This is a genomic window from Pseudomonas sp. Pme6b, assembly GCF_058129925.1.
Genome location: NZ_CM176704.1, coordinates 2197251 through 2211451, shown reverse-complemented (window position 1 = coordinate 2211451; position 14201 = coordinate 2197251). Strand labels below are relative to the sequence as shown.

Genomic DNA, 14201 nt, shown 5'->3' with positions numbered 1-14201 from the left:
CAATCGTCGAATTACCTGAAAAGAAAGGAAGCAAAGGAAAAATATCAGATTTTTTTCGATTAGCTGACCACTCAGGCAGGTTTCTTGCTTTCTTTATTTGAACCGGCACAAATCGGTAACGAAACCTACAGGGTTACAAGCCGAAAATAAAATTGTATACAATCTGCGCGTCGCAGTGCCTTGTCTGCCATTCGCACCGCACCTGGCTTAACGCACATAACGCACAAAAGGAAGCTTGCAGTGAGCGCTGACTACCCACGCGACCTGATCGGTTACGGCAACAACCCGCCTCATCCACGCTGGCCGGGCAACGCGCGCATTGCCTTGTCATTCGTGCTGAATTACGAGGAAGGTGGCGAGCGCAATATTCTGCACGGTGACAAGGAATCAGAAGCCTTTCTGTCCGAGATGGTTGCTGCGCAGCCATTGCAGGGCCAGCGCAATATGAGCATGGAATCGCTGTATGAATATGGCAGCCGCGCAGGTGTATGGCGCATTCTCAGGCTGTTCAAGCAGTTCGATATTCCCCTGACCATCTTCGCCGTGGCCATGGCCGCGCAGCGTCATCCCGAGGTGATCCGCGCCATGGTCGCCGACGGTCACGAAATCTGCAGCCACGGTTATCGCTGGATCGACTATCAGAACATGGAAGAAGCCGACGAGCGTGAACACATGCGCCAGGCGATTCAGATCCTCACCGAGATCAGTGGCGAACGGCCGCTGGGCTGGTACACCGGGCGCACCGGGCCCAATACGCGGCGACTGGTGATGGAGGAAGGCGGTTTTCTCTATGATTGCGACACCTACGACGACGACCTGCCGTACTGGGAGCCGAACAACCCTACCGGCAAGCCGCATCTGGTCATCCCTTACACGCTGGACACCAACGACATGCGCTTCACCCAGGTGCAGGGCTTCAACAACGGCGAGCAATTCTTTCAATACCTCAAGGACGCGTTCGACGTGCTGTATGCCGAAGGCGAAGACGCACCGAAGATGCTTTCCATCGGTCTGCATTGCCGCCTGATCGGTCGCCCTGCCCGGCTGGCTGCGCTCAAGCGTTTCATTGAGTACGTCAGAGGCCATGAGCAGGTGTGGTTCACCCGACGTGTCGATATCGCCAGGCACTGGCACACTGAACATCCGTTTACCGGCAAGGCCGAGCAATGAGCACGTTTAAAACACTGACACCTTCAAGCCTGGGCCGGGAGGCGTTCATCGCGGCCTTTGCCGATATCTACGAACACTCACCGTGGGTCGCGCAGCAAGCGTTCGACCAAAGCACAGGCGCGCATCTCGATCAGGTCGAGACCCTTCACGCACGCATGAGCGAGATCCTGCTGGGTGCCACACACGAGCAACAACTGGCACTGATCAATGCCCACCCGGACCTGGCAGGCAAGGCTGCCGTCCAGGGCGAGCTGACTCAGGCCAGTACCGATGAACAGGCCGGCGCCGGTATCCACCACTGCACGCCTGAGGAGTTCCAGCGCTTTACCGAGCTGAACGAGGCTTACAAGGCCCGCTTCGGCTTTCCGTTCATCATGGCGGTCAAGGGCAGCGACAGGCACAAAATTCTGGCAGCGTTCGAACAACGCATCCACCACTCACCCGAGGCCGAGTTCGCTTGCGCCCTGGCCGAGATCAACAAGATCGCACTGTTTCGTCTACAGGCGCTTTGAGCGTCGCAGTCATAACCGTATTCAGAAGGCAGACAAAGAGCATGAAAGTTTACGCCGCACCGTTCGAGAAGTTCGTGAACCTGGCCGACGCACGTCTGGGCACCAAAATCCTTTCGGTCACCGATGACTGGTTCGCCGACGCCAACCGGCTGTTCCAGCCGACCCCGGCCGTCTGGAAAGAAGGCGTGTTCGACGACAACGGCAAGTGGATGGACGGCTGGGAGTCGCGCCGCAAGCGTTTCGAAGGGTACGACAGCGCAGTGATTCGCCTCGGTGTGGCAGGAACCATCAAGGGTGTGGACATCGACACCTCGTTTTTCACCGGCAACTTCCCGCCTTCCGCGTCGCTGGAGGCGTGCTTCCTGGCGTCGGGCGAGCCCGATGAAAACACTGCCTGGACCGAAGTGCTGCCGTCTGTGGAGCTGCAAGGCAACAGCCATCATTACCACGAGATCAGCAACGATCAGGCGTTCAGCCACCTGCGCTTCAACATCTACCCGGATGGCGGCGTAGCGCGCCTGCGCGTGTACGGCGTGCCGCATCGCGACTGGTCGAAAGTCAGCGAAGGCGAGCAGATCGATCTGGTCGCGGCACTCAACGGTGGCCGGTCGATTGCCTGCTCGGACGAGCATTACGGCAGCATGAGCAATATCCTCAACCCCGGTCGTGGCGTGAACATGGGCGACGGCTGGGAAACCGCGCGCCGTCGCACACCGGGCAACGACTGGGTCATCGTGGCGCTGGGACACAAGGGCGAAGTCGAGAAAGTCATCGTCGACACCCTGCACTTCAAGGGCAATTACCCGGACAGCTGCTCGATCCAGGGTGCTTTCGTCAAGGGCGGTACCTACAGCCAGATCGAAACCCAGAGTTTGTTCTGGCGCGAGCTGCTGCCAAGCCAGAAGCTGACCATGCACGCCGAACACGAGTTCGCCGAGCAGATCAACGCCATCGGGCCGATCACCCATATCCGCCTGAACGTATTCCCTGACGGTGGCGTGAGCCGCCTGCGAGTGCTGGGCAAGGTGTCCAGGTAACAACGTGTGAACTCTCGTTCCCACGCTCCGCATCATACACAGGCCTGATTTGGATTCTGGCCGAAGGCTGTAGGAGCGAACTTGTTCGCGAAGGCTTTGTTCCAAACGGTACATCTTCAGGGGGTGTACCGGCCCTTTCGCGAACAAGTTCGCTCCCACGCCCTTCGGGCAGAAGCAGGCGAGAACCGTATTCCAGGCGCGCCAAGTGCGATAAACCCTGAAGCCATTGAAGAAGAGCCCGCATGCGCAAACTGATAATCGAGCCACTGACCAAGGAAGCCTTTGCGCCATTCGGTGATGTGATCGAAACCGATGGCAGCGATCATTTCATGATCAATAACGGCTCGACCATGCGCTTTCATCGTCTGGCTGAAGTACAGACCGCGCAACCGGATGACAAGGCGATCATCAGCATATTCCGCGCCGAAGCGCTGCCGATGCCGTTGACCATTGGCATGCTGGAGCGTCACCCGCAGGGCAGTCAGGCCTTCATCCCACTGCTCGGCAACCCCTTTCTGATCGTGGTCGCGCCGGTTGGCGATGTGCCTGAATCAGAGCTGACCCGCGCCTTCGTGTCGAACGGCAGGCAGGGTGTCAATTACCATCGCGGCGTCTGGCACCATCCGGTGCTGACGATCGAAAAGCGGGATGACTTCCTGGTGGTTGATCGCAGTGGCGAAGGCAACAACTGCGACGAGCATTACTTTGCCGAGAGCCAGTTGCTGGTTCTCGATCCCAACCCACTGGAAGGGTAAAAACCGTGCTGGCACATATGATGGAATGGCTGAATCTGGGCGTACGCTGGATTCACATGATTGTGGGCGTGGCCTGGATCGGCGCATCGTTCTACTTTGTCTGGCTGGAGAACAACCTCAACCGCAGCAACCCGCGTGAAGGGTTGTCCGGTGATTTATGGGCGATCCACGGCGGTGGCATTTATCACCTGGAGAAGTACAAGCTCGCGCCGCCGACCATGCCGGAGAATCTGCACTGGTTCAAATGGGAAGCGTATTCAACCTGGCTGTCGGGCGTGGCCCTGTTGTGCGTGGTGTTCTACGCCAATCCGACGTTGTACCTGTTGGCGCCGGGCAGTAGCCTCAGTGGTGCCGAAGGCGTGCACATTGGCCTGGGTTCCTTGTTTGTCGGCTGGTTCATCTACAGTTTTTTGTGCGACTCGCCACTGGGCAAGCGCCCTGCACTGCTGGGCCTGATTCTGTTCCTGCTGCTGGTGGCCGCAGCGTACGGGTTCAGCAAAGTGTTCAGCGGTCGTGGTGCCTACCTGCACGTGGGCGCGATCATGGGCACCATTATGGTCGGCAACGTGTTCCGCATCATCATGCCGGCCCAGCGCGCCCTGGTGGCGGCAATTGCCGAGAACCGCACGCCTGACCCAAGCCTGCCCGCCAAGGGCCTGCTGCGCTCGCGTCACAATAACTACTTCACCCTGCCCGTGCTGTTCATCATGATCAGCAACCACTTTCCGAGCACATACGGCAGTGAGTACAACTGGCTGATTCTGGCGGGCATCGCACTGCTGGCGGTCCTGGTGCGCCACTATTTCAATACAAGACATGACAGCCATCGATTCGCCTGGACCCTGCCGGTCGCTGCGCTGGGCATGCTCTGCCTGGCGTACGTCACCGGCCCTGCGCAACCTCCCGCGAAAATCGTCTATCAACCGCTGCCCGGCACCGCAGTCGGCGGTCATCGGGCCGACGAGAAACCTCCGGAGCCGGTCACCGCGCCGGTCGAGGCCAAGCCTGCCAGTACCGGCGCGGACTTCGCCAAAGTGCATGAAGTGATTCAGCATCGTTGCACGGTGTGCCATTCGGCCACGCCTACCAGTAAGTTGTTCAGCGTTGCGCCTGCGGGAGTGATGTTCGATACGCCAGAACAGATTCAGCAGCAGGCCCCGCGCATCAAGGCGCAGGCCGTCACCTCGCCGATCATGCCGCTGGGCAACATCACCCAGATGACACAGCAGGAACGCGAACTGGTCGGTGCCTGGGTCGATCAAGGCGCACACACTAATTGAGCCCCTCGCTAACCAAGCGCCCCTGAAAAGGGGCGCACTCGCCCCACTTTCGCTCCAGACGCCCTGCGCTGGAGCACTTGAGCCAGACAACGCAAGTCAGTATTCTCCGCCGCCGCTGCAAAACCGGACAACCGCTCCTTGTACGCTGACTTTGACCGAACAGCCAACTAGCTGACTGTACGGTCAGGACTCTGTCGACCCGGAAAAATGACTTGAAACCGACACGTTGATGCCGGTTTGGGGATTACTTCAACTTTTTTCGCTGTTTGGCGCAGCTCTTGCTAACAACACAAAGCTGACCAGACAGACAAATTACTGCAACCACAGACAAGGCGTCATTTAGAGAACGCCAGTCTGAAAAAATCACGATCTACTTCAAGGGACTCACCGCATGAACCGTACGTTTTCCAGCGTGTTACTGGCCAGCAGTCTGCTGGCCGCTGCGCCAGCCATGGCCGGGGATATCTTCCAGTGGCAGAGCAATAGCCTGACCTATCTCAATGGACGAGACTTTGCCGTCAACCCGGCAAACCAGCAGACGTTCACCTTTGAACATGCTGACAGCTGGAAGTACGGCGACAACTTCTTCTTCGTCGACAAGATCTTCTACAACGGTAAGGGAGACGCAACGGCTGGCGATAACACCTATTACGGTGAGTTCTCGCCACGCTTGTCGCTGGGCAAGATATTTGGCCAGAAGTTTGAGTTCGGCCCGATCAGCGATGTGCTGATTGCGGCAACTTACGAATTTGGCGAAGGCGATAACGAGTCTTACCTGATCGGCCCGGCGTTCGATTTGAAGATCCCGGGTTTCGACTACTTCCAGCTGAACTTCTACCAGCGCCAGACCGAAGGCAACCGTCCGGGCGATGGTGTATGGCAGATTACCCCGGTGTGGTCCTACACCATCCCCATGGGCAAATCGGATGTGCTGATCGACGGTTTCATGGACTGGGTAGTGGACAACGACAAGACGTCGCGTGGTACTTACCACTCCAACCTGCACTTCAACCCGCAGATCAAATATGACCTGGGCAAGGCACTGAATTACCCTGAGCGTCAGCTGTACGTCGGTATCGAATACGATTACTGGACCAACAAATACGGCATCAAGGACAGCCGCTCGTTCGACACCGACCAGAACACCGCGAGTTTGCTGGTGAAGGTGTTCTTCTAAGCACGATCCGGTTGTGACGCTCGTTCCCGCGCTCAGCGCGGGAACGCATTTCTGAAGCCTCTGCGCCCAACCTTGAGAGGGTGTTGCTGCGCAGATCTGTGACGCGGAGCGTCACGGGATGCATGCCAACGCGGAGCATTGGCACGATATTCAACTCCTGCGCGGCGCCGGCCTCCACTCACTCCCTCGCCGCTTTCCAGACCTTGCCAATCAGCGTCACGACCAACACCAGCACCGCGCCAGCGATAACCCCGGCGACCGCATCGATCAGCGTCGGGACGACCATCGACAGCCCGCCCACCGCACCGGCTGCAGCTTCGGTCACGCCTTCGACCCAATGGTGAGCAAACGGCAGACCGTGAACCAGAATCCCGCCGCCGACCATGAACATGGCCGCAGTGCCGACAATCGACAGTACCTTCATCAATACCGGCGCAAGCCAGAGCAAAGCACCACCGGTTTTCTGCGCCGCAGAGCTTGCAGTCTTTTTCAGGTACAGGCCCAGGTCGTCAAGTTTGACGATACCTGCCACCAGTCCATAGACACCGACGGTAATAAGTACCGCGACAATAACCAGTACACCGACCTGATCCATGAAGGGTCGAGCCGACACTACGCCCAGCGCCAGCACGATGATTTCTGCCGAAAGAATGAAGTCGGTGCGAATCGCGCCTTTGATACGGTCCTTTTCGAACGCCACCATGTCCACTGAAGCATCCGTCGCCGCCTGCTTGCGCTGATCATGCTCTTCGCCGGTTTCGGGATGCAGCCATTTATGGGCGATTTTCTCGAAACCTTCGAAACACAGAAATGCGCCGCCGATCATCAACAAGGGAAGAATCGCCCAGGGCGCGAAGGCGCTGATCAACAGTGCTGCCGGAACCAGGATTGCCTTGTTGAGCAACGAGCCCTTGGCCACGGCCCAGACAACGGGCAGTTCGCGATCGGCTGAAACACCGGTGACCTGCTGGGCATTGAGCGCCAGATCATCGCCCAACACACCCGCGGTTTTCTTGGTGGCCAGTGCCACGTCATCCAGCAGGGTCGCAATATCGTCGAGCAGGGTAAGCAAGCTTCCAGCAGCCAAAATAAAAATCCTTGAGCAAGTAAAAAAAGGAAATAGCACTGATTGAATCATGCGCCAGGGTCAATCGTGTGGCAGTCAACAACTCTGACCTTTATCAGACGTGAACGTTTGACGCTGCGTAGTACAAGCAGGCCACGTCGAGCAACCGGTTAAATGGGTAATTGCGTGGTCGACACCACCTGACGCAATCCCATGAACGAGCGGATCTGTCTGACACCGGGCAAGTACAGCAGCTGTTCGGCATGCAGGCGGTTGAAACTCTGACTGTCTTTGGTGCGCAGCAGCATGAAGTAATCGAACTCGCCGGTGACCACATGAAACTCCATGCAGCCGGACACCTTCTGCGCGGCTTCTTCAAATTGGGCAAATGAATCCGGGGTCGAGCGGTCGAGCACCACACCGATCAGCACCACCATGCCCGCGTCCAGAACGTCGCCATTGAGCAACGCCACCACGCCCTTGATAACGCCCGCCTCCTTCAACCGCTCGACGCGCCGCAAACAAGCAGGCGGGCTCAGCTTGACCTTCTCGGCGAGTGCCACGTTGGAAATCGAGGCGTCACGTTGCAGGGTCTTGAGAATGGCGCGGTCAATCCTGTCCAGCAGCGGCGCTACATCGCCAGCGGACTTTTTAGTGCGTTCATTTATTGCTTTCATGATGGCTTTCACAAAATAAAAGTTTGCGTTAGTGGCATGACACTAACGCTAATTTTGCAAATAGACAATTCTTTGCAACCACGATTATTCAGCTATTTCCTATGATAGGAACCACTTCAGGCACACCGTTCAAAACGTCGAACTCATTCCTTGCAGGCCTGAATCAACTTATCAACGGAGCCCCGATATGAACCTGAGCAAGTTCAAGCGCTACCCTCTGACCTTCGGCCCCTCGCCCATCACCCCTCTGAAACGCTTGAGCGAGCATCTGGGTGGCAAGGTCGAGTTGTATGCCAAGCGCGAGGATTGCAACAGCGGTCTGGCCTTTGGCGGTAACAAGACCCGCAAACTGGAATACCTGGTGCCGGAAGCCATCGACGGCGGCTACGACACACTGGTGTCGATCGGCGGCATCCAGTCCAACCAGACCCGTCAGGTGGCGGCAGTCGCGGCGCATCTGGGCATGAAGTGCGTGCTGGTTCAGGAGAACTGGGTCAACTATTCCGACGCGTTGTACGACCGGGTCGGCAATATCGAGATGTCACGCATCATGGGTGCCGATGTGCGCCTGGATTCGGCAGGCTTCGATATCGGCATTCGCCCGAGCTGGGAAAAGGCCATGGCCGACGTCGAGGAAAGCGGCGGCAAACCGTTTCCGATTCCAGCGGGGTGCTCGGAACACCCTTATGGCGGCCTGGGGTTCGTGCGTTTTGCCGATGAAGTGCGCCAGCAGGAAGAGGAACTGGGCTTCAAATTCGACTACATCGTGGTCTGCTCGGTAACCGGCAGTACTCACGCAGGCATGCTGGTGGGATTCGCTGCCGATGGCCGGGCACAGCGTGTGATCGGTATCGACGCGTCGGCCAAACCGGAAAAGACCCGCGCGCAGGTTCTGCGTATCGCTCAGAACACCGCAAAACTGGTAGAGCTGGGTCGCGAAATCACCGCCGAAGACGTGGTGCTCGACACCCGCTACGCCTACCCCGAATACGGCCTGCCGAACGATGGCACCCTTGAAGCCATTCGCCTTTGCGCGCGCCTTGAAGGCGTATTGACCGACCCGGTCTACGAAGGCAAATCCATGCACGGCATGATCGACATGGTGCGCAATGGTGAATTCCCCGAGGGCTCGAAAGTGCTCTACGCACATTTGGGCGGCGTACCAGCGTTGAATGCGTACAGCTTTTTGTTCAAGGATGGTTGAAGCGCCAGCGCTCTGACAGTCGATAGCGCTGCCAACTGCAGCGCTATCGACTAAAGCCGAAAATACTTCTGCAGCGCCTGCGCCAACAGGCTAACCGCCTCGTCGTTGTGTGACGACAGCGAGCGCAGGAAAACGATTTCGTGCTCGGGAATTTCAGGCAGGTCATCGAGAATCTGCATGGCTTCCGTGACACCGCTCCGGTCGATGAGGCTGATCGCCAGGCCCGCTTCCACACAGGCTTTGATCGCCTGATTGGACGGGCTTTCGAGAACTACCCGGCTTTTGCGGCCGTTGTCTTTGAGTGACGCCATCATGGCTTCACGGTAAGGACATTGCGCTGCGTGAATGGCCAGCGGCAACGGGTCCGCAGATCCCAGTGCGACGCTGGCCGGCCCGACCCAGACCGGCTTGGTGGATACCAGAAACTGCGTATCAGCACTTGGCTGCCCTTTGGGTTGCGCGATCACGGCTGTCTGCAACTTGCCGCGCGCAATCTGCTCGCGCAGGGTGTAGCTGGGTGCGGTTTTCAACTCCAGCACCACATTGGGCCAGGCCGCAGCGAACACCGGCAGGATGTCGCGGATGACATGAACGGCGTACTCATCCGGAACACCCAGCGTGATGCGCCCTGCCAGATGAGTCCCCTGCAGGTCAGCCAGCACCCGGTCATGGGTGGACAGCAATTCCGTCGTCGACAGCAACAAACGCTTGCCCAGCGCAGTCAGAGACACCGCCTGGTTGTCCCGATTGAGCAAACGCCCGCCCGCTACCGCCTCAAGCCGCTGGATATGCACACTGACTGCCGCGGGGCTTTTGTGAAGTAGCTCGGCAGCTGCAGAAAACTTCCCTATTCGCGCCACGGCATGAAAAGTACGTATCAGTTCGATATCGAGAATTGCGCTCATGATTCATAAAACCTGAACAACTACTGCACTTAATTTTGATTTATTAGATTACGCTGACTTCGTAACCTGTGTCCATGAATCAGCACCTATCGATTTCTCCGAGCGTAACGCGGCCTGCCTGGCATCAGGCCATTCCCCTTATCTTGCTGGAAGCAGCCCTTGTCCTGACCTGGAGCTCGGGTTTCATCGGCGCACGGTTTTCGCTTGATTACGCACCGCCACTGCTGGTGGTGTTCTGGCGTTGTGTGGTGGTCACGTTGATCCTCTTGCCTTTCGTCGCCAGGCAACTGAGATCGATACCGCCTGCCACGCTGTTGAAAAATGCGGGCATCGGTCTGCTGGCCATGGCGGGCTATGTGGCAGGCGTTACGCAGGGCATCGCGCTGGGCGTACCCGCAGGACTCGCGGCACTGTTTGCCGACTTGTTGCCGATGGGCATGGCACTGCTGGCTGCCGCCGTGCTCGGGCAGCGACTTGTCTGGCAAATCTGGGCGGGGCTGGTGGTCGGTCTGGTCGGCGTGGTGCTGGTCACGTACAGCGCGCTGGCGGTGGGAGATGCGCCATTGTGGGCCTACGGCCTGCCACTGCTTGGCATGTTGTCACTGGCTATCGCGACACTGTGGCAAAAACAATCGACCCACATGCAGCCCATGGGCTTGCTTCCCAACCTGTGGCTGCAATGTTTTATATCGAGCTTCGCGTTCGCCATCATTCAGGGAACACAGGGCAGCCTGGCCCCCATTCCCAGTACCGGGTTTGCGTTGAGCGTGATCTGGACGGTGGGGCTGGCGACGCTTGGCGGCTACGGGCTTTACTGGGTGTGTCTGCGCCGCGCATCAGCCACCCGCGTTGCCAGCGTGCTGTACCTCAGCCCACCGGTGACAATGCTCTGGGCCTGGGTGATGTTCAACGAGCCGCTGTCCTGGCAGATGGCGTCAGGCATGGCGGTGTCGGGCGTCGGTGTGTGGATGGTCGTACGGGCGGAAGCGCGGCAGGTCGCCTCGTGACCGAGTCACAAGGCGCCTGGTACAGGGAAGTTAAATCTTGAAACGTGCCACCATGCTCTGCAAGTCGCTGCCCAGGCGGGCCAGTTCTACAGTCGATGCGGCGCTTTGCTCGGTTGCCGAAGCCGATTGATCAGCAATGTCGCGCACGCTGAGCACGCTACGGTTGATTTCGTCGGTCGCGGCGCTCTGCTGCTCGGCCGCGGCAGAAATCTGCTGGCTCATCTGCTCGATCGTACCGATGGACTGATTGATCTCAACCAGTGCCTGTTCGGCCTGACGAGCCAGCACTACCGTGCCTTCGGTGCGTTGCAGGCTGGCATCCATCAGACCCGATGCGGCACCTGTACCTTTTTGCAAGGCCTGGATGAGCGCTTCGATTTCCGTGGTGGAATTCTGGGTACGCTGAGCCAGCGAACGTACTTCGTCAGCCACCACCGCAAAACCGCGGCCCTGCTCACCCGCACGTGCAGCCTCGATGGCCGCGTTGAGCGCCAGCAGGTTGGTTTGTTCGGCAACGGCCTTGATCACGTCAATCACGCTACCGATCTTGCCACTGTCTTCGGTGAGGCGCTGCATGGCTTCGCCCAGCTGCTTCACTTCACCGGCCAATTGGCCGATTTCGCGAGTGGCGTGCTGCACCACACTGCTACCGTGAGCGGCACGCTCGCTGGCCTGCTTGGCCGCCAGCGAAGCGTCTTCGGTGTTGCGTGCTACTTCCTGCACGGTCGACGCCATTTCGTTCATGGCGGTGGCAACCTGGTCGACTTCGTTTTTTTGCAACGTGACGCCGGCACTGGTCTGTTCGCTGACAGCAGACAACTGTTCGGCCGCAGTGGCGATCTGCGTCACACCGTTGCCGATGCCGCCGATCAGGCCGCGCAGAGAAACCGTCATGTGCTGCATGGTGTTCTGCAACAGGCCCAGTTCGTCCTGGCGGGTGGTGCTGCTGTCATGGGTCAGATCGCCGTCGGCAATCCGGCGCGCCGCAATTACGGTGCTATTCAACGGCACGGTAATCTGACGCGTGATCAGGAACGCAGCAAAGATGCCGACCAGCAGCACTACCAGCGCCACACTCAGCAATTGCACCACAGCGGTTTGTTGTTCCTTCTTGGCACTGATGACCTGCAACGCCGCCAGATCATCGGCACGGGCAGCGGTCGCTATGGATTGCTGTTGCAGATCGGTACGGACTTGCTCGGTCTGCTGCAGCATGTCCGAAATCGACGTCATCAGCACCTTGTACTGTTTCAACGCGACCAGCGCGGCATCCACTGCAGTATTTGCCTCGACAGGCAACTGGCTGCGAGCGGCGTCCACTTGCGCGATCAGGGCGTCGGCGGCCTTATAGGTGGCCTGACGGTTGTCGGCATTCGGAACACTCAGGTAGCGGCGAAACACCAGACGGAAATTGGTCATGCCGTTACGCAGGTCGCCAGCGATCTTGACCTGCCTGATGCCGGTTTCATTCGGCGAACGCAAGGTGTCGTCAATGGTCTTGTTCAGCAGATTTTCAAAGGTCGCGCTGACGTCATCGGAAACCTTGATGATCGGTTTCAACGCCTCGTCGACTTTCTGATTGATGCCGACCAATTGGTTGAACGTCTGCTTCAGACCGCCCACCTGTTCCTTGATCTCGCGCAGCTTGGCCAGGTTGCTCGATATCACGAACACCTGCAGGCCCTGATCGACACTGCGGTCCAAGGTATCCAGCGCGCTGGCGTAGTTCTGCACACCCGCAGCGGTAGGGCCGGTCGCATAGGCTTGCGCAGCAATCCGGGCATTCAGAACGTCAGCCTTGATCTCGGCGACCTTGCTGCTTTTGCCCATGCGCTCGATCAGCAGGTTGGTGCTGGAGTAACCGATGGCGGTAACGGTCAGTACGCCCAGCAAAATAGCGGCAAAGCCCAGCCCTAATTTTTTGCTGACTTTCAAGTTGTCCAACCATTTTGCGCTCATTACGTGTGTGCCTTTGATTTTTCGGGATGCACGTGAATCGGCGCTGAAAGATTTAACTTTATAGTTAACGTTATCGGAATCACGCACGCGCCAATCGAAGGCACCCTGAAGCCCAAGAATTACGTGGCCGGAGCGCGATGATGAATATTTATTTAAATCGCCTGAGCAGAATTTTTCCGATGATTGGCACCGCGCGAAACCGGAAGATCACGCAATGAAACTGCCTTGATCTTCGCCTGTACGGAGCCATCGGAGATTGGCAACAGCGTCAGACGTTGCGGTCGGTGAAATGAACATCCAGCCGGATGTTTTCCGGCTCGTTGATCGCTGCCAGGTACTCGTCTAAGGTGATTTCTCCGACGCAGGCCCGTGCGCCCGGTTGTGGGCGATAGCCACCGGCCATTTTGCCGCTCAGCGCGACGGCAGCACTGCCGGGGATCTCCGGGCCCTTGTCGTTCAGTGCAGTCAATTGCGCACGCATGTGCAGCGGCTGGCCGGTGAGGTCGACGCCATCGACATCGATGTACATCGCGCTCTTTCGATCACCCCAGTGTTCAAAGCGCGCGCCCCAACGGTACAGCCGCTCGGCCCACGACGCAGGATCGCGCAGCAGCCCACAGCGAATCGCCAGCGCCAGCAGCCAGGTCGCGATGCCGCCGGCCTTGAGCGCGGAGCCGGCCTTGAAGCTCAGATGCCGCGCGGCATAACGTGTCGCGAATACATCCAGGTCCGGGACGTCGACATTGGCCACCAGCCGTGTGCCCATGCCGGGCATCCGGCGCAGGGTCAGGTCCATCCAGCCATGGACTTCGTGGACCTTGCCGTTGCGCAGTTGCCTGATCGGCCGCCCGGCATTGGCCAGTACGCCACGCACGGTCGACAGACCGGGCATTTTCGCTGCCGAGGAGATGCCATGCGCTATCGAATCGATGCGCAGGAAACGCTGGCGATGCTGATCGATGATGGCCGCCGAAAGCGTCGGCACCGAGCTGCATCCGCTCAGCACGCAGACGCCCGCCTCACGCGCCAGGGCATCCAGAGTAGCGATACCGGAGACGAAGGTCCGGCAATCCGACAGGTCGCAATAATTCACACCCGCCGCGATGCAATGCCGGGCCACGGCATACGACTGCCCCTGAAAAGGCCCCGCCGTATGGATAACCAGATCAATGCCCAGCGCGCGAAGTTGGCTGCCAGCGCCGTCCTGCATGATATCCACGCACCAGCTCTCGCAATATTTGCCACCCTGTGTTTGCAGCTCAGCGACTTTTTCCGCCAGCTTGCGGCTGTCACGGCCGGAAATGACCAGTTCAATGTCCGGCATCATCACCAGATGATTGCAGATAAGGCTGCCGAAGTTACCATAGCCACCAATGACCAATACGCGAAGTGCCATTTACTCGTCCCTGAAATGCTGAAGGGTATGACCATGCCTTGCTGCTCAGCGATTGC

At 58.5% G+C, this 14201-nt stretch carries 13 protein-coding genes and 1 pseudogene; 8 read left to right on the top strand and 6 right to left on the bottom strand.

What is annotated here, in order from left to right; translation table 11 throughout:
• Positions 1–240: 240 nt before the first annotated feature.
• From puuE to AC4ANE_RS10015, 6 genes are all read left to right on the top strand, one after another.
• Positions 241–1170 carry an allantoinase PuuE gene (gene puuE, locus AC4ANE_RS10040; RefSeq protein WP_002552801.1) on the top strand — a complete coding sequence of 310 codons (930 nt, stop codon included), beginning with the start codon at positions 241–243 and terminating at the stop codon, positions 1168–1170.
• Positions 1167–1682 (top strand): 2-oxo-4-hydroxy-4-carboxy-5-ureidoimidazoline decarboxylase, encoded by a 516-nt coding sequence (gene uraD / locus AC4ANE_RS10035; RefSeq protein ID WP_002552800.1) that lies wholly within the window; start codon positions 1167–1169, stop codon positions 1680–1682. Before puuE ends, uraD begins: the two co-directional genes overlap by 4 nt.
• A 41-nt stretch (positions 1683–1723) precedes the next feature.
• Complete coding sequence (gene alc / locus AC4ANE_RS10030; RefSeq protein WP_002552799.1) at positions 1724–2719, top strand: allantoicase; 996 nt, start codon at positions 1724–1726, stop codon at positions 2717–2719.
• 242 nt (positions 2720–2961) lie between these two features.
• The gene (locus tag AC4ANE_RS10025) at positions 2962–3474 is read left to right on the top strand and encodes an ureidoglycolate lyase (protein WP_002552798.1); all 513 of its coding nucleotides are present in this window, start codon (positions 2962–2964) and stop codon (positions 3472–3474) included.
• Positions 3475–3479: 5 nt separating this feature from the next.
• Positions 3480–4754 (top strand): urate hydroxylase PuuD, encoded by a 1275-nt coding sequence (locus AC4ANE_RS10020; RefSeq protein ID WP_031594823.1) that lies wholly within the window; start codon positions 3480–3482, stop codon positions 4752–4754.
• A gap of 391 nt (positions 4755–5145) precedes the next feature.
• Positions 5146–5931, top strand: a complete 786-nt coding sequence (locus AC4ANE_RS10015; protein ID WP_002552796.1) for an outer membrane protein OmpK — start codon at positions 5146–5148, stop codon at positions 5929–5931.
• A 178-nt stretch (positions 5932–6109) separates the two neighbouring features.
• On the opposite strand, the gene AC4ANE_RS10010 is transcribed toward AC4ANE_RS10015, so the two are convergent.
• The gene (locus AC4ANE_RS10010) at positions 6110–7018 is read right to left on the bottom strand and encodes a DUF808 domain-containing protein (protein ID WP_002552795.1); all 909 of its coding nucleotides are present in this window, start codon (positions 7016–7018) and stop codon (positions 6110–6112) included.
• A gap of 149 nt (positions 7019–7167) precedes the next feature.
• Positions 7168–7674: an Lrp/AsnC family transcriptional regulator gene (locus AC4ANE_RS10005; protein ID WP_002552794.1), complete on the bottom strand. Its 507-nt coding sequence runs from the start codon at positions 7672–7674 to the stop codon at positions 7168–7170.
• Positions 7675–7861: 187 nt separating this feature from the next.
• Between AC4ANE_RS10005 and AC4ANE_RS10000 the strand changes: the two genes are divergently transcribed.
• The gene (locus tag AC4ANE_RS10000) at positions 7862–8878 is read left to right on the top strand and encodes a 1-aminocyclopropane-1-carboxylate deaminase (protein WP_002552793.1); all 1017 of its coding nucleotides are present in this window, start codon (positions 7862–7864) and stop codon (positions 8876–8878) included.
• 50 nt (positions 8879–8928) lie between these two features.
• Here AC4ANE_RS10000 and AC4ANE_RS09995 read toward each other — a convergent pair whose 3' ends face one another.
• A complete protein-coding gene (locus AC4ANE_RS09995) occupies positions 8929–9783 on the bottom strand; it encodes a LysR family transcriptional regulator (RefSeq protein WP_002552792.1) in 855 nt (284 codons plus the stop codon).
• 74 nt (positions 9784–9857) lie between these two features.
• On the opposite strand from AC4ANE_RS09995, the gene AC4ANE_RS09990 reads away from it, so the two are divergent.
• Positions 9858–10790 carry a DMT family transporter gene (locus AC4ANE_RS09990; RefSeq protein WP_002552791.1) on the top strand — a complete coding sequence of 311 codons (933 nt, stop codon included), beginning with the start codon at positions 9858–9860 and terminating at the stop codon, positions 10788–10790.
• Positions 10791–10820: 30 nt separating this feature from the next.
• Here AC4ANE_RS09990 and AC4ANE_RS09985 read toward each other — a convergent pair whose 3' ends face one another.
• The 3 genes and pseudogenes from AC4ANE_RS09985 to AC4ANE_RS09975 form a co-directional block, all read right to left on the bottom strand.
• On the bottom strand, positions 10821–11525 hold the full coding sequence (locus AC4ANE_RS09985) for a methyl-accepting chemotaxis protein (RefSeq protein WP_374191710.1): 705 nt from the start codon (positions 11523–11525) through the stop codon (positions 10821–10823).
• A gap of 201 nt (positions 11526–11726) precedes the next feature.
• Positions 11727–12620, bottom strand: a pseudogene (locus AC4ANE_RS09980) (methyl-accepting chemotaxis protein); the annotation flags it as partial.
• A 397-nt stretch (positions 12621–13017) separates the two neighbouring features.
• A complete protein-coding gene (locus AC4ANE_RS09975; protein ID WP_002552788.1) occupies positions 13018–14145 on the bottom strand; it encodes a saccharopine dehydrogenase family protein in 1128 nt (375 codons plus the stop codon).
• Positions 14146–14201 lie beyond the last annotated feature (56 nt).